Raw genomic sequence first — 19,946 nt, forward strand, 5'->3', positions numbered from 1 at the left:
GATTTTGCGAGGCTCTGTCGTGCGCATTTTAATCTCCTCTCTGTTTTTCCTTCTTCTCTCCAGCCAATCAATCGCCAGTCAACTGGAGCCTTTTAAGGCAACATATACCGCAAGGTACAACGGTATCAGCGTCACTGCCACCCGTGAACTTACAGGGCAAGAAGGCAATTGGCGACTGGACTTTAGCACGTCGGCGCTTTTTGCCAGCATTAAAGAGTACTCTCGCTTCACTAATCAGGACGGTAGTATTACTCCCTACCACTATGAATATCGCAGAAAGGGCCTTGGTCGCGATCGCGGTACCATTCTCAGTTTTGAGCCCGACAAAAATATGGTCCTTAATGTCTCCAATCCCGAGCGAGACATGGAAAATGTATCGCCAAACATCCTGGACAAACTGAGCTATCAAATGCAGTTGGCGTTAGATGTCGCCTCAGGCAAAGAAAACCTGCAGTACGAAGTTGCCGATGGTAAGAAGATTCGTAAATACACTTTTGCCCAGGAAGGAACCGAAATCTTGAAAACACCTATGGGGAAAGTAGAAACCATAAAGGTGCGCCGGGTTAGGGATGCCGACTCAGAAAGAGAGACGACCGTTTGGATTGCCCCCAAGTGGAATTACGCCCTGGTGAAACTGGTGCAACTGGAAGAAAATGGCAAAAAATACCAAATCACCTTGAAAAATTTAACTATTAACGGCAAAACTGTCGGTGCAGGCCAATAAATTACCATTTTTTTACTGAGGCAAAAAAAATATTCACATTTGATGGATTTTTGCCTCTGTTCTCTTTATAAAGTGATTCCATTCCCTTGCGCGGGCAATTCCTTATTGCCTACCCTGTTTTAAAGCGAGGGATTTGCTACGAAAACGGAAGGTATCTATATAAATCTAATGGCCTTCCCTCCATATCCTGGCATTTCCAATGCTAATTATGGTTATCAGTAATCAGCAGACTTAGAGATGGGCTCTCATGAATAAGAAATACCTGCGACATGCAGTTCTAGCCGCAGCAATCGGCTCCGTTTCCCAAGGCGCTATGGCCGCGGGCTTCTACCTTCAGGAAACCAGCGCATCCGGCCTTGGCCGCGCCTTCGCTGCCGAAAACACTATCGGTGATAACGCCGCCATCCTCGCTCGTAACCCAGCGGGTTCTGCACTGTTTGATACCTACACTCTGACCGGCGGCATTACTTATGTCGACCCCGAAATCGATGTAGCCGGTGATGTTACTTATTATCTTCCTGCCGGCGTCGGCCCAGATGGCATTGTTTACGTTGAATCCAGCGAAATAGCCGATGCTAGCGACTATGCCAGCAGCGCCTTTATCCCCAATGGCTACCTGGCTGCCCCAATCAACGACGATTGGTCCTGGGGATTGGCTATGTATACCGACTTTGGCCTGGAAACTGATTTTCCCGACAGCTTCCCCGGGACAATTATTGCCAACAATACAAATTTGCTGACTCTGAATATTCAGCCATCCATCGCCTATGATATAAATAATACCTTTAGCATTGGCGCATCTATCAACTTCCTCTACGCCGATGCGAAACTAAAAACCACCTTCCCCACCGATTTTCCTGTAGGCGCACAGCTAGAGCGAAACTTAGGCTTTAATCCTGAAGGGGCCACCATCCTAAACGTTGAGGGTGACGGCTGGGATGTAAGCTGGAGCGTTGGCGGCTTATGGCGTATTGATGACAACACCCGCGCGGGTATTTCCTATCATGCGAAATATGATCCCAAACTGAAAGGGGATGTGAGTTCCGATATCGCTCCCAACCCAATAACACCGTTTGATGATGCCAGTGGTAATCTGACCCTGAACCTACCGGATACTCTGGAGCTAGGCCTGTACCACCGCTTCGAGAACAACTGGGCAATCGCCTTTGGCTATATGTATACCAATTGGAGCCGCTTTGAGCGCCTTGAAGCCTTCATTCCCTCAGGCGGCGAAGGATATAATCCTCTTCCTATTAAAGAAGAGAACTTCATGAGTGGTTCCCGTTACAGCCTGGCAGGCGAGTACTTCTACAATGATCGTTTCACTGTTCGATTCGGCTACGCCTATGATGAAGGCGCGGCACGTGATGGCTTCAACCGAAACGAGGAAGAGGAACTCTTGGAGGAAACGGGGCTGGACCTACCGGTTACTTGGCGCACCCTCTCAATTCCTGATACTGACCGCCAGTGGCTAACCATAGGTGGCACCTATAAGCACAATAATCACCTAAGCGTTGATGCTGGCTTTGCTTACCTCTGGGGTGACGACGAGTTAATTCAGGAAGTTTCCAATATCAACGGCTTCGTTACTTATTACGACGGCGGCACCACCAAGACCGAGGCCTGGCTATTCAGCGCAGCTGTAAACTACAGCTTCTAATTGCCCCTGTCGGTATACGAAAGGCTCTACCCCGGTAGGGCCTTTTTTAATTCCCCTCTCAACTATCCCCCTCCTACCCAGCCTAATTTCTTTACCACCAAAGAATTACCCTCAAGAAAAGTGGTTAGATATCTACCGACAAAAATTTGTTATACCTCCCCCACCCCCAAAAAAATCAAACCAGAAATCGATTTATTATCAAATCAAATAAATTAAATGCGCATTTCCAAAAATAGAAAACCCTTATCTCATCGAAAAATAAATAACACTGAATCGTTTTTTGCGACCCATCATAGTGCGCAATAGCGGTCCCGCTAAAATAGAGACACAAGCCTTTACCTTGAAGACATAAGAAAACTAGAGCCCAGAACGTCCAGCCAGTAATTGTTTTTTGCCACTGGCAATTCGCAACGGATAAAGTGCCCCAGGATGCACCAACGGAAAACACCTAAAAGAATCACCCAAACAAAGCAAACCAAAATTCAAGAGTAAAACCATGAAGTTATCCGCAGTATTTCTCCTATTAGTGATTAGCCTGGATGTTGCAGCATTAACCATGGGTGAAGCGATTAATATAGCGGGGCGTCAGCGGATGCTGTCACAACGTATAACACAAGCCTATATTCTCTGCGGCATACAGTCCGATGCACAGCGCCACCAAAAGGTCTTAACGCGATCTGTACAGGAATTTGAGCGAAACAACCAGAAACTCGGAGCATTCCCTGCAGCAGAAAAAATTAAAACTCAATTAGAAAAAGTAAGGAGTGAGTGGCAAGCTTTTAAGAAAATCAGCCAACAACCAGTGAGCCGAGAGAGGGCAACTGAATTATTCCAGCTCAGCAATAGACTTTTATCAGAAGCTCATCTTTACGTTGTAAAACTACAGCAACTGGCTAATCACAATTCGGCCGAACTGATCAATATTGCCGGTCGGCAGCGCATGCTCTCTCAACGAATTGGAAAAAACTACGCCGCTAAACTTTGGGGTATTTCTCCAGAGGATGCAGAGAGTGGGCTACAACAGGATCTTGTCGAGTACTCCAGCCGCCTAACCCAACTACTTGAAAGCCCTTTCAATACCCCAGATATAAACCGCAACCTACTGAAAGCAAAAGATCATCTTAGCTATGCCAGCCGCGGATTTGAGGGGGAGATGAAGATCTCTGAACAGCGCCAGATTCAGGTGATTACTGGCACAACAGATCTGATGCTTCGGAATATGAACGTTATTACCGCTCAGTATGCAGAGCTATTAGACTCCAGAGAAACGCCAATACAGTGATTAGCAGAACAAAGTCCATAAAAAAAGGGGAGTTAAACTCCCCTTTTCCAGACAGGCAAACCTCTAGAAGCGCTCACTTACCAACCGCACTGGCGCCCCTTGTTCTGCTCTTCCAAATACGCCATCAAAGGCTGGAAGTAATCGATAATAGCCGAGGCATCCAGCTCACGCTGTCCAGTCAGAGCTTCCATTGCATCCGGCCAGGGTTTGCTGGCACCCATTGCCAGCATGGCACGTAACTTCTTACCCGCCTCGTTATTTTTGTAAATAGAACAGCGGTGTAGCGGCCCGGTCTCACCGGCAGCCTCACACAACGCGCGATGGAACTGGAACTGCTGGATACGAGCCAGGAAGTAACGAGCATAAGGCGTGTTACCAGGTATATGGTACTTGGCACCCGGATCGAAGTCCGCTTCGGTGCGCTCTACCGGAGCCTGAATACCCTGGTATTCTTCGCGCAGCTTCCACCAGGCCTTGTTGTAATCGGCGGGCTGAACCTCACCATTGAAAACCTGCCAGCGCCATTTATCGACCAACAAACCAAACGGCAGAAATGCAATTTTATCCAGTGCCTGCTGCATCAGGTAGCCAAGATCCTTGCTTTCATCCGGCATCTCATCCATCAAACCAATCTGCTTTAGGTACTTCGGCGTGATGGAGAGGGCAATGGTATCGCCAATAGCTTCGTGGAAACCGTCATTAGCACCCTCTTTATAGAGGAACGGCTGATCCTTATAGATACGCTGATAGAAGTTGTGTCCCAACTCGTGGTGAATGGTGACCAGGTCTTCGCCTGTCTTGTTGATACACATCTTGATGCGGATATCGTCCTGGCCATCCAAATCCCAGGCGCTAGCGTGACAGACAACATCCCGATCGCGGGGCTGGGTGAACTGAGAACGCTCCCAAAAGGTTTCTGGCAACGGCTTAAAGCCAAGTGAGGTGAAGAAATTCTCACCCGCCTTAACCATATCCTGCTCACTCATTCCTGAGTCAACTACCAGCTGTGTCAGGTCATAGGGCGCCTGCATATCTTCGTCTTTGACCAGATCATAGATATTGCCCCATTCCTGCGCCCACATATTACCGAGCAAGTGTGCGGGAATCTTGCCTTGGGCTGGCGCCACCTCGTCACCGTAGCGCTCATTCAGCTTGGCGCGCACATGACAATGCAATGCCTCATAAAGAGGCTTCACCTTGTTCCACTGAGCATCCATATCGGCAGCAAAGGCATCGGGCTCCATATCGTATTTGGAGCGCCAGAAAACACTCAGGTTGTCGTAACCCAACTCTTCTGTACCGGCATTACCGATCTCAACCTGTCGCTCGTACAATGGCTTCATGGGAGGAGAAATTTTACGCCAGCCAACCCAAAGATCCTTGAGCAGCTCTGGGTCGCGATTGGTCGCCATTACCTGCCCCATCTCGGTCAGGGTATAACACTTATCGGCCCCCTCCTCTTCCCGACAGTACTTGCCGGCGCCATACATACCCTGCATTTTCGAGCCGATCTGGGCCAGCTCTGCCGTCAGGGCCGGATTCTTCGGCGCCGGGAACACCAATCCCTGCTTTAGCATGGTCAGTTTGCGGCGGGTATCTGAATCGAGCTTCAAATCATTAAATTTTGCCGCCTCAGAAGCGAGCTCCACAGCCATGGTTGTATAGCGCTCAGATGCGAGAGCCTCTACATACTGTGAGTCAATATTGATATAGGTGGACGCCAACCAAGAGGCATGATTCACCTCCTCCGCGATCTTTTCCAAACGAGCCTGGGCATCATCGAGGAACGCCTTGGCATCGTCAGCCGTCAGCGGACCCTTTTTGGCCGCAGGGCTTTCTGCAGCGGCCTGGGCCACTCCCATGGATTTTGGCGACTGCTGGCCGCTGTCACAGGCAGACAGCGCCATTGCAGCTGCAATGGCAAGAGCAACTTTCTTCATCTTCCCCTCAGATAATCATTATTGGGCCTATTTATAACTGTCGCCGTTTATAGCATAAGCATACCGTCACCATCGATGGTAAACCCTGAAGTTAAAGGCAGATCGGCACAAAATCTCCCATATTTGACATTTTCTGGGGAAAAATACGGTGCTATCGGAAACAACTACAAGCAAGCAGGGAGAGTCGGACCCAGCGGCTAGGAAATATGGGAATAAAGGAAAAGGAGGATAACTGAATAAGGAAGGCATTTAAGGAGGCAGCCCAACCAGCAACACCCTCGGCACATGATACCACTGCTACCGTTGCTCCCTTCCGGGCCTGGCGGGGTTCACAGCTGTTCATTGCGAGGGGACCGGAAGGGCCACCACAACAATCTTCGGTGCATCCGAAGAGGGCGCGATTATAGAGGGTTAAAGGCGCGAGTTCCAGCCCTATTAACAGGTTATAATAGGCGACTACTACTTTACCCCCTTCTGAAGAGTTACCCATGCACCTGTTTGTCGATAATTTGACCAATGTTGATTTCAGCTACCTGGACCATCAGCGTGGCCTCGTAGGAGAAACCTGGCTGGCGAATGCCGCCCTGGATGGCGCACTCGATAACCAGGGTATGGTTTGCGATTTTGGTGTCGTTAAAAAGACATTGCGTCATTGGTTAGATGATCAGCTCGACCACCGCCTCTTGGTTCCCACCCTTGCCCCCGCTCTGACATTGACCCATAAAGACGGCAATATCTCTCTCGAGTGGCTGCTCGCAAGTGGCGAACAAATCTCAGTATCGGGACCCGAGCAGGCATTCGCCTTGGTGGAGAGTGACAAAATCAATGCAGAAAATGTTGCCCGTTGGAGCGTACAACAACTGGCTAGCTCTTTCCCCGCCAGCGTTGAACAGCTCAAGCTGTCATTTGAAGATGAACAAATCCAGGATGCCTTTTACCACTACAGCCATGGCCTGAAAAAACACCAGGGTAACTGCCAGCGCATTGCCCACGGCCACCGCTCACGCATCCAGATATTTGTCGAGGGAAATCGAAACAAGCAATTAGAGCAAGAATGGGCACAACGCTGGAAAGATATCTATCTGGGAACCCGGGAAGACCTGCGTCAAGGCGATAAAGAAAGTAAACACAACCTAGTCTTCGCCTACCAGGCTCAACAGGGAGATTTCACTCTGGAATTACCCGCCAGTGCTTGTGAAATTTTGGATTGCGACACCACCGTTGAACAATTGGCTCAATATATCGCCACAACTCTCGCGGAAAAGCACCCGGGCAGTGAAATCAAAGTCCGCGCCTATGAAGGCCTCGGCAAGGGCGCCATTGCCAGCGCTAAGCAGTGAGCTTTGCAAAGCTCATTCACAACCATAATCTCCCACACTCTTAAGAGCCCCGGTTTTGAACCTGATTCTTTTATATGAAGCTGACTTTATCAGCTCCGACATTGTCCGCCTTTCTGGGCGCAGGCTTGAACATATCGTCCAAGTTCACCGGGCCGAGTCCGGCCAGCAACTGCGCGTGGGACTTTTGAATGGAAATATCGGTTTTGGGCAAATTACCAGTCTCAGCGATCAACAAGTTGAGCTACAGGTAGGACTCACAAAGAGTCCTCCCCCACCTCCACCGATTACCCTGATCCTAGCACTGCCACGCCCCAAAATGCTAAAGCGCATTATCCAGCATGTCACCGCGTTGGGGGTTAAGAAATTGGTCTTGATCAATAGCTACCGGGTGGAAAAATCCTACTGGCAAACCCCATGGCTGGACGAGGAGAAACTGTTCGAACAGTGCCTACTTGGACTTGAACAGGCTGTCGACACTCAAATGCCGGAAATTCTCTTGCGCAAACGCTTTAAACCCTTCGTAGAGGATGAGCTACCCGAGCTATCTCAAGATTCACACAAACTGGTAGCCCACCCGATTGGTGGTACGGTCTGTCCGGTAGATCTCAGAGAGAACTGCACCTTGGCGATTGGCCCCGAAGGGGGGTTTATCGCCTACGAAGTGGAAAAACTCAAAGAAGCCGGATTCCATTCTGTACATTTGGGCCCAAGGATTCTCCGGGTGGAGACGGCTCTGCCGGTTCTGGTAAGCCGACTTTTCCCCTCCAGTTAGTGTTAACAGGCCCAAAATAAAAATCTTGCGGAGCAGTCACAAGCCAGCTTCAGAGTGTTTGTGACCCGCTTTTCTCAAATTTTTTCACAAACTGTTAATATCGCTAACCTCTTGCATTCAAAAAGCCTCGGCAACATTAACCGTGTATTGCTCCAGCACCATGGCCTGCGCTGAACTTAAGTTTGTGACTTTTGCACGCTTTGTTCATCAAGATTTCATCATTTTGTCATAAATAAGACATATTTTGCGGCCTCGTTTTACTTCCCTAGGGTCCAAGATCACATGTACCTTTTTTTCCAGCGATTATGCCGCCCAATAACACTTCTCCTTATTTGTCTTCTAAACCCTATTGCCTCAGCTGCAGTCTCCCCTTTTTCTTCAGACAGCAATGGAAAATTATTCAGCCTGCAAGGCTCTAATACCATTGGTGCTCAGCTGGCACCCAGCTTGGTTCGCGACTATTTCACCGCAAAAGGAGCCACCGATATCAATATCAAGCCACTCGGAACCCTCAATGAAGTGCGTGTGCAGGCAAAGGTTGGCAATAACATTGTATTTGTCGATATTGCTGCGCACGGTTCCAGCACCGGTTTTAAGGGAGTCTCACTGGCTCAAGCTGATATCGCCATGGCTTCACGCCCTATCAAAGACAGTGAGTTCGAAGCCCTAAGCCAAATGGGTGATATGCGCAGCCGCAGAGCAGAGCATGTCATTGCTATTGATGGACTGGCGATTATCGTACATCCACGCAACCCTATTAACCAATTGACCTTACAACAAATCAGCGCTGTTTTTTCCGGTCAAATAAAAGACTGGGCGGAACTCGGTAAAGGCAAGGGCCGCATTAATATTTATGCCCGAGATGATCAGTCAGGGACCTGGGATACCTTTAAAAGTTTAGTATTAGGCAAACGTTACTCTCTCTCCAGCAGAGCTAAGCGTTTTGAGTCCAATGACCAACTTTCCGATATTGTTGCTGCTGATCCGCGTGGTATCGGCTTTGTCGGACTGGCATCGATTCGTCAGGCAAAAGCTATTGCCGTTTCTGATGAAAATACTCTGCCGCAAGCGCCAGAGCACCTGACTATTGCCACAGAGGATTATCCCCTGTCGCGGCGCCTATTCTTATACGCCCCGGTTTACTCAACGAATTCAGAGGCCGAAGAATTTCTGCGCTTTGTGCAAAGCGAAGCGGGACAAAAACAAGTGAAATCTACTGGGTTTGTCGCACAAACTCCCATCGGGGTTAAACCGGAGGAGTCGCGGGAAGGGCCAAGTGAATATTTGGAGCTGACCCAAAATGCGGAACGATTAAGTATTAATTTTCGTTTCTCCGAAGGCAGCGCTTCACTGGACAACAAGGCCCAGCAAGATATCGAGAGGCTGGCAAAGTTTATGGAAAAACCAAAAAACCAGGGGCGAGAGCTATTACTTGTCGGGTTTGGCGATGAAAAAGTCAGTCCAGAGCGTTCGGTTATCCTGTCCAAGCTCCGCGCTGTTACCGTCCGCTCAGCCCTGCGTGATCATAAAATCAATACCGCTCCCGTTCAGGGCTTTGGAGCCTATCTCCCTATTGCCTCAAATAATTCCAGTGCCAAGATCAAGAACCGCCGAGTTGAAGTCTGGCTGCTCTAACCCTTAAAGCCCGGCCAGACTCAGGGAAGACGAGACGATAGAAACTGGGCGTATAAATATCCATGGGGAGGTCAGCAAGACCTCCCTTTTTTATTTCGATACCAATAATTGTATTTATTGAGGGGAGAAATACAGCTGGGAAGTGGACTATTTATCTTGCAGGAGCAGCGGCCCCCGATAAAGGACAGCAATACAGCAGTAATAAAAAAGCCGCGTACAAACGCGGCTACAATGGTGGCAGAGGCCACCAGGTCTCACAGAGAGGAACGCCAAAGAGCGCTCCGGGGAAAATTCCCTTCAAAACAAGCGCGTTACCGCTATCTAGTTAAGCAGCGGCTGCCACGCAGCCGCAAATCATTAAGCTACAGCGCCTTCAGCCTCGGCGACTTTTTGCAAAGCCAGCTTGGGATCTACAAACTCATAACCCAATACATCGGCAACCGCCTTGTAAGTCACCATACCCGCGTGAACATTCAGGCCTTCCAACAGGTTGGTATCATCCAGCAACGCCTGTTTGGCGCCTTTGTTTGCCAAAGCTACAGCATAAGGCAGGGTAGCGTTGTTCAGCGCCATAGTAGAGGTGCGCGCTACACCACCGGGCATATTGGCCACGCAGTAGTGCACCACACCGTCGACAACGTAAGTGGGCTCCTGGTGAGTGGTCGCTTTGGAGGTTTCGAAACAACCACCTTGGTCGATAGCCACATCCACAACCACAGCACCTTTCTTCATGCGGCTGATAATGTCGCGAGTTAACAGCTTCGGAGCTGCGGCGCCCGGAATCAGAACTGCACCTACTACCAGATCCGCATCCAACGCGTGCTTTTCAATCGCATCGTTCGTGGAGTACTCGGTACGCACAGCGCCGCCGAAGATATCGTCCAATTGACGCAAACGCGGCAGGGAGCGATCCAGGATAGTGACATCGGCACCCATACCCAGCGCCATCTTGGCCGCATTGGTACCAACCACACCACCACCAATAATCAGCACCTTGGCAGGAGCCACACCAGGAACGCCACCCAGCAATACACCCAGGCCACCCTGGGCTTTCTCCAGGTGGTGCGCACCGCACTGTACAGACATGCGACCGGCAACTTCAGACATCGGCGCCAGTAGCGGCAGGCCACCAAAGCGGTCGGTCACGGTTTCATAAGCAATACAGGTAGCACCGGATTTCACCAGAAGCTCGGTCTGCTTGGGATCTGGAGCCAGGTGCAGGTAAGTGTAAAGAACCTGTCCGGGGCGCAGCATTTCGCACTCGTGAGGCTGGGGCTCTTTTACCTTGACGATCATGTCAGCGGTGGCAAAAATTTCTTCCGGAGTATCGATGATCTTGGCTCCGGCTTGCTCGTACATTTCGTCGGTAAAGCCGATAGCAGCACCGCCATCTTTCTGTACGATTACCTGATGGCCATGGCCGATCAGTTCGCGGACACTCGACGGCGTCAGGCCAATACGGTACTCGTGGTTTTTGATCTCTTTCGGGACGCCAATCAACATTTTCTGCTCCTTAATCTCTGCGTTTGGCATAGTCTCTTCAATAGGATTAGAGCCACACCTACTTTCTGCGTTTTCCCCAGTATAGGGCCATTTTAAAAGTGGATTTCTACAAGAATTTTTATCAAACTAGTGGAATCAACTAGTTGCACTCACAGTAAGACCATTTTTTGAGCTGATCGCTCACAAAGGAGACAAGGCATGCGCAAGCGCGCAGGGGAGCTAAATACCGTGGACCGCAATATCTTGCGAGTCCTGCAGAAAAATGGCCGTACCAGCTATGCAGAACTGGCCCGTCAGGTAGGATTAACTGCGACGCCTTGTGTCGAGCGGGTGAAACGACTAGAAAACGACGGAGTTATTCAAGGCTATACCGCACTGATCAATCCAGAGTTTCTCGACGCTGCCCTAGTGGTATTTGTACAGATTCGCCTAAACCGCTCCGCCCAAGATGCATTCGAAGATTTCCGCAATGCTGTGGCAGCACTGCCAGAAGTGCAGGAATGCTATCTGGTTTCAGGCAATTTCGATTACCTAATAAAAGCCCGGGTCGCAGATATGAGTGCCTACCGTAAGTTTTATGGCGAAACGCTTTTGACCTTACCAGAGGTACAGGAGTGCACTAGTTATGTAGTGATGGAGGAAGTGAAAGAGACCCTAGAGGTACCGGTCCATTACAACCGCTAGCCCCCTAAGTTGTAGAGGTAGATTGAGAGGGGCGGCAAGTCATTCACCCCTCCCAAATTAACAAACGCTATCAGTACTGAATACCCAATTTACGATAAATAAAGCCTATTACCCACGCAGGGCCGATCAACAAAAATTGGACATCCTTAAAAAATGAAGGTTTTTTTCCTTCGATATGATGACCGATAAACTGAAAAATCCACATCAACACAAACAACCCCAGTGCTGTCTGCCACACGGGAATCCCCTGCCGCTCCACCACAGACCAGGCCCATAAACACACCACCGTCAATGCCGTCATCCCCAGGCCAATTGCGAATGACAGGGCAAAATAGAACAACATCACCGGTACCGTGATCACCACCGCCCAATTTAGCCAGGGAATTGCGGCCATAAATTGCGGCTGTGGAATACCCCATAGAAGGCCGGCAACGGTGGCATAAATCACCGGCACCGCGATCCAGTGAATAGACTTGTTGATGGGGTTCTGATGGCTTTCACCGTATTCGGCAAACCACTGCTGGGCACTGCGCATGACAATCTCCTTTTCTTATTTTTTATTGTCGGGCACTTATCTTGCTTAACACTCGCAGTGCAATCAATGGCCGAATGTATCAGGGAAAAGCGCAAAGCAATCAGCTAACGCCGCACATAGGCACCTAACTGGGTGTGATAGAGCTCAGCCATTTGCTCGTCAAAACAACAAAAGACGATACTCAGTGGTTCCCCTTCTTTCTCCAAGTGGTGCTGAACCTGCTCCACCGCAATTTCCGCTGCCAACCTTGGAGGGTAATCGTAAACACCGCAGCTTATCGCTGGGAAGGCAATAGAGCGCATACTCTCCCGCCGCGCCAAGGCCAGGCATTGACGGTAGCAGCTCGACAGCAACTCCGGTTCACCCAGGCGGCCACCACGCCAGACGGGGCCGACAGTATGATAAATACGCTTGACGGGAATCGAAAAAGCGCTGGTAGCGCGGACCTCACCAACCGGACAGCCGCCGATATCTCGACATGCCTCCAGTAATTCAGGGCCTGCCGCGCGGTGAATGGCTCCGTCCACACCGCCGCCACCAAGTAGGCGGGTATTGGCGGCGTTGACGATGACATCGACATTCAATCGTGTGATATCACCGAGATGAACTTTGATCACTCAGTATCTCCAACCGCTATTTTTGAATAATCGCTGCGGATGGAAATCCTTTTCGCTTCACAACAGTCGCGCCCACAATAGGGCGCGCCCTTCGCGCTGCAGACAAATAACTGGGCCCATCACAACAGGACCCTGCAGCCCCCAGGCTTATCCCAACAATTTTTTATGTTGAGAAGCCACGGTTTCCGGGCATTTCGTCAACGCGCTAACTATGACGATAGCAGCTGCTGAGAAAATGAAGCCAGGCAACAACTCATAGATATCGAAGATTCCCCCAGAGAGTTGCTCCCAGACCACTACAGTGATACCGCCCACGATCACCCCGGCAATGGCTCCGCTACCCGTCATACGTGACCAATAAAGGCTGATCAGCAGAGCGGGGCCGAAAGCAGCACCCAACCCGGCCCAGGCATAGCTCACCACATCCAGAACCTTGGAATCGGGGTCCATAGCAATCCATACCGCAATCAAAGAAAGACCAACCACCGCCCAGCGCCCGACTTTCACCATGGCTTCCGGGCTCGTCTTGCGACCAAACCAGACATGATAGATATCTTCTGCCAGCGCAGCGGAAGACACCAATAACTGAGAATCTGCAGTGCTCATAATGGCAGAGAGGATCGCCGCCAGCAGCACACCGGCAACTACCGGGTGGAACAGCACTTGAACCAATTCCATAAAGACTGTTTCACCATCTGGCAGCCCCTGCTGCATCTGCAGGTGGGCAAAAAGGCCCACCGCCATAGCGCCGAGAAACCCAATCAGGGACCATACTGCCGCAACGGTCGCCGCTGCCGGCACATCATCTGGACTACGCACCGCCATAAAGCGTGCCAGGATATGAGGCTGACCAAAGTAACCAAGCCCCCAGGCCAGTGAGCTGAGAATGGCCACCAACCCCAAAGACTGACCGCTGCTATCTGTGAGCCATTGTGTTAATTGCGGTTGCTGCGCCTGGAGCTGGGCCCAACTTGCGGAGAGACCACCCTGATCGGAAATCACCACCATTGGCACGGCAATTAAGGCGACACTCATTAGCAGCCCCTGGAAAACATCGGTCCAGGACACCGCCAGGAAGCCACCAAACAGGGTGTAAGAAATCACTGCGATGGCACCGGCAATCACCGCCCAGTGATAATCCCAACCAAATACGTTTTGGAATAACTTACCGCCGGCAATCAGGCCCGAAGCCACATAGAAAAGGAAGAACAGCAGAATAAATATCGCACATACCGTTCGCAGGTAGGGATGGCCCATTTTGAAACGGCGGTCCAGGTAGGCGGGAATCGTAAGGGAGTCGTCCAACTCATAGGTATAAATGCGCAGGCGGCGCCCCATGCTCACCCAGCTCAGCAGGATGCCGGAAAAAAGTCCTATAGCGATCCAACCAGCGGAGAGACCCGCGGCATAAGCGGCACCGGGCAATCCAAGTAACAACCAACCGCTCATATCCGATGCGCCAGCCGATAGCGCGGCAACCGCCGGAGGCAATGAACGCCCTCCGAGGAAATAATCACTGGCGTTTTTGGTACGCAAATAAGCGTAAACGCCAATCACCAGAATCAGGGCCAGGTAAGCAATGAAAGTCAGGGCAACGAGCCACTCTGCGGACATAGGAATTCCTTCTGCTCAAAACGGAATGGCACCGAAAGAAGGCAATAGCTGTGACGCCCTGCTCGCTTTTTGAGCGAAATGCGCTACAGAACCGGAGCCACTTCAAAAATAATTATGTTTATTGCGCGTAAATCTACTTAATGGCTGGCGCCAACTCAATCCACAAACTACATATTCAGAACAACCACAGAAAAAAGAAAATACTATGGGAATCTGTCTGGACGAACTGCGCCTCCAGGTTATCCGTCCGACCCTCAAGCACTTGAGAGCCTGGAGCCAAGGCATGGAAAACCTTTTACTGGGGACTGCCGCGCAGGAATCACAGCTGGGCTTCCACCTTAAGCAAGGGCGGCGCCACGGACTGGGAATTTATCAAATTCAGCCCCACACTCACCGAGAAATCTGGGACGACTACCTGATTGATCACCCCGCACTGGCCTCCAAAATTCGGGGCCTCGCCAGCCAGCGGGATTTTCTCGATCACCCCCACAGTGAACTGACCACCAACCTGCGCTACGCCACGGCCATTGCCTGGCTGGTGTATCGCTCAGCCGATGTGCATAAAATCCCCGAATCAGATAACTGCGATGTGGCCAAAATGGCGCGCTTGTGGCACCAACACTTCCATCATGGACCCAGTGCCACTACACAGGATTTCGAATGCAGTTACGCCCAACTGGTAAGCGGAGCCGACCCTACAAATTCAGCGCCGAGATATACTGGGGCTCAGTCTCCTGCGCATCGTCCGGCTCCCAAGAGTTCACCTGGCGCTGAATTAAATGGTCAGGGCGCTCGGCAGCCGACGGCGTAGAGCGGTCCAACTCCAGGCTTTCAAAATCATAGAGATCCCTGTCCGCCAATTGCGACGGGGATACTCGCGTTATTGCAGCGAATATATTTTCACTACGTCCCGGGAATTTCTTATCCCACTCCCGCAACATCTGCTTAATGGCCTGCCGCTGTAGGTTTTCCTGACTGCCACACAGGTTACAGGGAATAATGGGAAACTCCTTGAACTCCGCATAGCGGGCAATATCTTCCTCGCGACAATAGGCCAGCGGGCGAATCACAATATTGCGTCCGTCATCTGCGCGCAGCTTGGGGGGCATCGCCTTGAGGCGGCCGCCATAGAACATATTCAAGAACAGGGTCTCGACGATATCATCCTTATGATGGCCAAGAGCCACCTTGGTGGCACCGATTTCCTCGGCAAAGCCGTAGAGAGTACCGCGACGCAGCCGCGAACAGAGGCTACAGGTGGTTTTCCCTTCTGGCACCACTTCCTGCACCACGGAATAGGTATCTTTCTCTACGATATGATGCGGCACGCCCAGGGAGCGCAGATACTCTGGCAGGATATGTTCAGGAAAGCCTGGCTGCTTCTGATCCATATTCACCGCCACCAGTTCAAAATTCACCGGAGCGGTTTTTTGTAGGTTCAGCAGAATATCCAGCATGGCGTAGGAATCCTTACCGCCGGATAGGCAGACCATGATCTTGTCGCCCTCTTCAATCATATTGAAGTCGGCGATGGCGCGGCCCACATGGCGGCGCAGGCGTTTCTGCAGTTTGTTGAATTCGAGTCGCTCGCGGCGATTTTCCACTTCGGGCATGGTGTCTCTCTAACTATTTCGGTACCAGTGACCGGGACCGGGGGTCACAGCCATCGCCAATCATTGTGGTGCGAGGCTTTCATATTCCTTGGGGGCGCGATTGTACGCATTTCGATCACGGAGTACACGACTCCCCATCCGACTTTTCCGTCAAAAGGAACTCGATACAGGGCCAAACATGCTCCAACAGTGCCGGCTGCGCCTTGGCGGTGGGGTGAATGCCATCCGATTGCATGGCACCGTCTTCGAGGGCTACGGTTTCCAGGAAGAAGGGCACTAGCCCCACCTGTTCAGACTTGGCCACTTTGGGATAAACAGCGGCAAACGCATTGGTATAGGCTCGGCCATAGTTGGGGGGAATACGCATACCCAGCAATAGAACATCGGCACCGGCATTCTTCGCCAATTTCACCATTTCCATCAGGTTGCGCTGCAAGGACTGCGGCGGGTAGCCCCGTAGACCATCGTTACCACCAAGTTCCACGATTAGCCAACGCGGGTTGTGCTCCTCCATCAGGCGCGGCAGACGCGTCAAGCCACCGGACGTGGTTTCACCACTGATGCTGGCGTTGACCACACGAACTTCTTTACCTTTTTCCTGCAAGCGCTCCCGCAATAACTGCACCCAACCTTGCTCTTCATTGATGCCATAGGCTGCACTGATACTGTCACCCAAGACCAACAGAGTTTCAGAAGTATTCGCCTGAGCTGCTCCGACAGGGATAAACAGCAACAGTACCAAGCTGAATTGAGCCGCCAACTGCCGAAAAAAGCCTGTCGCCATGTCATACTCTCCAAAAAATTCGTGCATCCGTAATAGGGAACACAGTATGTCCGCCATTCTCTCGGCAGAAAACCTGTACCACAGAGTCTCCACCAGCGAAGGGCCATTGACCCTATTAAACAATATCTCCCTGCAACTGGCGCGGGGGGAGAGCTTGGCTGTGACTGGTGCCTCAGGCTCTGGCAAGTCCACCTTACTCGGCCTGCTAGCGGGTTTGGACAAACCGAGTGAGGGAAAAATCTGGCTGGCTGGCGAAGAAATTACCGCCATGGACGAAGAGCAGCGCGCAGCCGTGCGAGCCCGCTGCGTGGGCTTTGTATTCCAGACCTTCCACTTGCTCCCCGGCCTCACCGCACGCGAGAATGTCATGTTGCCCAGTGAACTGCGTGGCGAGCGTGGCGCTGCCAAACGCGCAGAAGAGTTCCTGGCCAAGGTGGGGCTGGAACATCGCCTTAGCCATTACCCACGCCAGCTCTCCGGTGGGGAACAGCAGCGAGTCGCCATTGCCAGGGCCTTTGCCAGCTTCAGCGGAGAAGACGCTATTCTCTTCGCAGACGAACCTACCGGCAGCCTGGATGCGGGCAACGGCGCCAAAATCATCGACTTACTCTTTAAGCTCAATGCCGAGTCCAGTACCACCCTGGTACTCGTAACCCACGAACAGCGCTTAGCCGAACGCTGCGCTACGCACTTGCAAATGTCTGCTGGAGCAGTGGAATCCTACGAGTCCCTCACTGGAGACGACAACTTGTCGGAGGTATCCGCCTGATGCTGCCGCTGCGACTGCTTTTCAGGGACTGGCGCGGTGGCGAGTTGGCCCTGATCGCCAGTGCCCTGGTACTGGCCGTGACCTGCGTAACCGCGATTGCCCATTTCACCGACCGCCTCACCCGCGCCATGGAGCAGCAGTCCCTCACCTTCCTGGCTGCGGAAAGAGTACTGCGCAGCAGCCAGCCGGTTGATACCGCCTGGCTTGATAAGGCCGAGGAGCTAGGGCTGCAACAGGGACAGATTATTCAATTTGCCTCAATGATTTCCGCCAACGACCAGTTCCAGTTTGTCTCGGTAAAGGCTGTGGACTCGGGTTACCCCCTGGTCGGTCACTTGGAGATACGGCGCTCACAAGATGCCTCAAGTGAAATTGTGCAACAGGGCCCTCCTCCAGGAGAGGCCTGGATAGAATCCCGCCTAATGCCCCTGCTGGAAATTAACTTGGGGGACTCTATTGGCCTGGGAGATACACAACTGAAAGTAACCGGTTTGCTGGAGAGGGAACCGGACCGGGGCACCAGCCTCTTCGATATGGGTGCGCGGGTACTGGCCAATGTGCATGACCTGCCAGCCTCTGGCGTTATCCAGCCCGGCAGCCGGGTACGCTACCGCTATCTTTTTGCCGGGGACGACCAGGCGCTAAAAGAGTATTTTTCCTGGTTGAAGCCGCAACTGACCGAGCACCAAAGGATCTTGGACCTGCGCGAGGGGCAACCGCGAGTAGCCTCAGCGCTAAACCGCGCTGAGCGCTTCTTGTTTCTCGCCGCCAGCCTCGCCGTACTATTGGCCAGCGTCGCCGTAGGGCTGGCCGCTCGCCGTTATGGGCTGAGACATACCGCCTATGTGGCGGTGATGAAAAGCCTTGGCGCCGGACGTAACAAGGTGCTCGCCATCTACCTGGGTCAGCTGGGCGCTCTCACCCTGATTGCCACTGCTTTGGGCTTGGCCCTGGGAAGCTTTATCCAGGCTCAGGCCGTCAACCTGATGGCCGGCTTCTTCCCAGTAGCACCGCCCACCAGTCACTGGAGTCCCTTGTTAGTCGGCCTCGCCACCGGTCTGGCCTGCGCACTGGGTTTTGCCCTGCCGCCTCTTTTCCGCCTGGCACGCACCGACCCCATGCAGACATTACGCAAGGATTGGAGCAACCCTGACAAACGCGAGTGGCTGGGGCTGATACTCGGCCCCAGCGCCATGCTATTGCTGATCTGGTGGCTGTCGGGCAGTTTAGCCATGACTCTGGCCCTGCTCGCCGGTATGGCCCTGCTGGTAGGTGGCAGCGCCCTGGTCAACCAGCTGCTGGTACGCGGTAAGCTGGCCTCTCTTGGTGGCGCCTGGCGCATCGCCCTGGGCAGCCTGCAACGCCGCGCCGCATTCAATACACTGCTGATCGCCGCCTTCGGCACCGGCCTGCTGGCCATGCTGGCCCTGGTCTTTGCGCGCACTGCGCTGATTGACGAATGGCGTATGCAACTGCCTGAGAAGGCCCCAAACCACTTCCTGCTGAATATTGCCCCCACAGATGTGAACGGGATGCGACAGATGCTGGAAAAAGAGCAGGTGAGTAGCACCGAGTTCTACCCCATGGTACGCGGCCGGCTGATCGCTATTAACGACACTCCCACCAAAGAGCTCAAGGATCGACCCAACGGAGTACGCAGGGAACTCAACCTGAGCTGGACAGAAAACCTGGCACCGGATAACCGTATTCTCGAAGGGGGATGGTGGGACAAAACCAGCGAGGGGGTTTCGGTAGAGGTGGAATTGGCGGCGCAACTCAACTTGGCCCTTGGCGACCAATTGCGCTTTTCCATTGGCGGGCTGGAAGTCGAGGCCCCAGTGGCCAGCTTCCGCTCCCTGGACTGGAACAGCATGCGTCCGAATTTCTACATGCTGTTTGCGCCAGGCACCCTGGAGGGCTTCCCCGCCACTTATATCACCAGTTTTTATCTTCCCCCAGAAAACAAGCTACTGATCAACGACCTGGTGCGCAGCTACCCCAGCGTCAGTGTGATAGAGCTGGATAAGATTATCCTGCGTATTCGCGACACCATCGACCAGGTGTCTTTCGCTATCGAATCCGTTATGGCACTCATGCTCATCGCCGGGGTACTGGTTTTAATTGCCGGAGTCCGTGCCAGCATCGCCGAGCGTTTGCAGGAGGCGGCAATTATCCGCACACTAGGTGGACGCAGGCGCCTGCTATTGAAAAGCTTGGTGCTGGAATTTGGGCTGCTAGGCAGTGCCGCTGGCCTGCTCGCCGCCATTGGGGCCGAGGCAACCCTAATCGTACTTTCGCAGCGGGTTTTCGAGCTGCCACTGATGTTACACCCCAGCCTTTGGCTGCTGGGCCCATTAGTAGGCGCCATTTTAGTAGGCATTGCCGGCACCCTGGCCTGTTACAGCTCTGTGAGCCAGCCTCCATTGAAGGTGCTGCGGGAACTGGCCTGATTCGATACATTGGTCATTGGCCCG

Annotated in this window: 17 protein-coding genes and 1 other RNA gene; 10 read left to right on the forward strand and 8 right to left on the reverse strand. The window is 52.3% G+C overall.

Going from position 1 to position 19,946, the window contains the following annotated elements:
* The first annotated feature begins 4 nt into the window (after positions 1 to 4).
* The 3 genes from LC073_RS08300 to LC073_RS08310 all read left to right on the forward strand — a co-directional run bounded on the left by LC073_RS08300 (position 5) and on the right by LC073_RS08310 (position 3,666).
* Complete coding sequence (locus tag LC073_RS08300; protein ID WP_226645995.1) at positions 5 to 724, forward strand: DUF3108 domain-containing protein; 720 nt, start codon at positions 5 to 7, stop codon at positions 722 to 724.
* 247 nt (positions 725 to 971) lie between these two features.
* On the forward strand, positions 972 to 2,384 hold the full coding sequence (locus LC073_RS08305) for an OmpP1/FadL family transporter (protein ID WP_226645998.1): 1,413 nt from the start codon (positions 972 to 974) through the stop codon (positions 2,382 to 2,384).
* Positions 2,385 to 2,910: 526 nt separating this feature from the next.
* Positions 2,911 to 3,666 carry a type IV pili methyl-accepting chemotaxis transducer N-terminal domain-containing protein gene (locus LC073_RS08310; protein WP_226646001.1) on the forward strand — a complete coding sequence of 252 codons (756 nt, stop codon included), beginning with the start codon at positions 2,911 to 2,913 and terminating at the stop codon, positions 3,664 to 3,666.
* 77 nt (positions 3,667 to 3,743) lie between these two features.
* Here LC073_RS08310 and LC073_RS08315 read toward each other — a convergent pair whose 3' ends face one another.
* Both LC073_RS08315 and ffs read right to left on the reverse strand, forming a co-directional pair.
* On the reverse strand, positions 3,744 to 5,606 hold the full coding sequence (locus LC073_RS08315) for a M2 family metallopeptidase (RefSeq protein WP_226646003.1): 1,863 nt from the start codon (positions 5,604 to 5,606) through the stop codon (positions 3,744 to 3,746).
* A gap of 261 nt (positions 5,607 to 5,867) precedes the next feature.
* Positions 5,868 to 5,965: signal recognition particle sRNA small type (gene ffs, locus LC073_RS08320), an RNA gene on the reverse strand.
* A 129-nt stretch (positions 5,966 to 6,094) separates the two neighbouring features.
* On the opposite strand from ffs, the gene LC073_RS08325 reads away from it, so the two are divergent.
* The 3 genes from LC073_RS08325 (at position 6,095) to LC073_RS08335 (ending at position 9,353) form a co-directional block, all read left to right on the forward strand.
* Positions 6,095 to 6,946, forward strand: coding sequence for a 6-carboxytetrahydropterin synthase (locus LC073_RS08325; protein WP_226646006.1), 852 nt, complete (start codon positions 6,095 to 6,097; stop codon positions 6,944 to 6,946).
* A 55-nt stretch (positions 6,947 to 7,001) separates the two neighbouring features.
* Positions 7,002 to 7,718 (forward strand): 16S rRNA (uracil(1498)-N(3))-methyltransferase, encoded by a 717-nt coding sequence (locus LC073_RS08330; RefSeq protein ID WP_226646009.1) that lies wholly within the window; start codon positions 7,002 to 7,004, stop codon positions 7,716 to 7,718.
* Positions 7,719 to 8,000: 282 nt separating this feature from the next.
* The gene (locus tag LC073_RS08335) at positions 8,001 to 9,353 is read left to right on the forward strand and encodes a substrate-binding domain-containing protein (protein ID WP_226646011.1); all 1,353 of its coding nucleotides are present in this window, start codon (positions 8,001 to 8,003) and stop codon (positions 9,351 to 9,353) included.
* A 357-nt stretch (positions 9,354 to 9,710) separates the two neighbouring features.
* On the opposite strand, the gene ald is transcribed toward LC073_RS08335, so the two are convergent.
* Complete coding sequence (gene ald / locus LC073_RS08340) at positions 9,711 to 10,856, reverse strand: alanine dehydrogenase (protein ID WP_226646013.1); 1,146 nt, start codon at positions 10,854 to 10,856, stop codon at positions 9,711 to 9,713.
* 198 nt (positions 10,857 to 11,054) lie between these two features.
* Here ald and LC073_RS08345 point away from each other — a divergent pair, with 198 nt between their 5' ends.
* Positions 11,055 to 11,540 (forward strand): Lrp/AsnC ligand binding domain-containing protein, encoded by a 486-nt coding sequence (locus LC073_RS08345; protein ID WP_226646016.1) that lies wholly within the window; start codon positions 11,055 to 11,057, stop codon positions 11,538 to 11,540.
* Positions 11,541 to 11,610: 70 nt separating this feature from the next.
* Here LC073_RS08345 and LC073_RS08350 read toward each other — a convergent pair whose 3' ends face one another.
* From LC073_RS08350 to putP, 3 genes are all read right to left on the reverse strand, one after another.
* Entirely contained in the window at positions 11,611 to 12,075 is a 465-nt protein-coding gene (locus tag LC073_RS08350) for a DUF962 domain-containing protein (protein ID WP_226646018.1), read from the reverse strand.
* Between the two features lie 104 nt (positions 12,076 to 12,179).
* Entirely contained in the window at positions 12,180 to 12,692 is a 513-nt protein-coding gene (locus LC073_RS08355) for an O-acetyl-ADP-ribose deacetylase (RefSeq protein WP_226646021.1), read from the reverse strand.
* A 147-nt stretch (positions 12,693 to 12,839) separates the two neighbouring features.
* Positions 12,840 to 14,306, reverse strand: coding sequence for a sodium/proline symporter PutP (putP, locus tag LC073_RS08360; protein ID WP_226646023.1), 1,467 nt, complete (start codon positions 14,304 to 14,306; stop codon positions 12,840 to 12,842).
* Between the two features lie 205 nt (positions 14,307 to 14,511).
* Here putP and LC073_RS08365 point away from each other — a divergent pair, with 205 nt between their 5' ends.
* Positions 14,512 to 15,117: a hypothetical protein gene (locus tag LC073_RS08365; protein ID WP_226646025.1), complete on the forward strand. Its 606-nt coding sequence runs from the start codon at positions 14,512 to 14,514 to the stop codon at positions 15,115 to 15,117.
* Here LC073_RS08365 and ttcA read toward each other — a convergent pair.
* Positions 15,002 to 15,919 carry a tRNA 2-thiocytidine(32) synthetase TtcA gene (gene ttcA / locus LC073_RS08370; RefSeq protein ID WP_226646027.1) on the reverse strand — a complete coding sequence of 306 codons (918 nt, stop codon included), beginning with the start codon at positions 15,917 to 15,919 and terminating at the stop codon, positions 15,002 to 15,004. The genes LC073_RS08365 and ttcA overlap by 116 nt on opposite strands.
* Positions 15,920 to 16,034: 115 nt before the next feature.
* Positions 16,035 to 16,703: an arylesterase gene (locus tag LC073_RS08375; protein WP_226646030.1), complete on the reverse strand. Its 669-nt coding sequence runs from the start codon at positions 16,701 to 16,703 to the stop codon at positions 16,035 to 16,037.
* Positions 16,704 to 16,749: 46 nt separating this feature from the next.
* Here LC073_RS08375 and LC073_RS08380 point away from each other — a divergent pair, with 46 nt between their 5' ends.
* Both LC073_RS08380 and LC073_RS08385 read left to right on the forward strand, forming a co-directional pair.
* A complete protein-coding gene (locus LC073_RS08380; protein WP_226646032.1) occupies positions 16,750 to 17,472 on the forward strand; it encodes an ABC transporter ATP-binding protein in 723 nt (240 codons plus the stop codon).
* Positions 17,472 to 19,922: an ABC transporter permease gene (locus tag LC073_RS08385; protein ID WP_226646034.1), complete on the forward strand. Its 2,451-nt coding sequence runs from the start codon at positions 17,472 to 17,474 to the stop codon at positions 19,920 to 19,922. The genes LC073_RS08380 and LC073_RS08385 overlap by 1 nt, the downstream gene beginning before the upstream one ends.
* The last annotated feature ends 24 nt before the right edge of the window (positions 19,923 to 19,946 follow it).

This window comes from Microbulbifer variabilis (assembly GCF_020524905.1).
Taxonomy (GTDB): domain Bacteria; phylum Pseudomonadota; class Gammaproteobacteria; order Pseudomonadales; family Cellvibrionaceae; genus Microbulbifer; species Microbulbifer variabilis_A.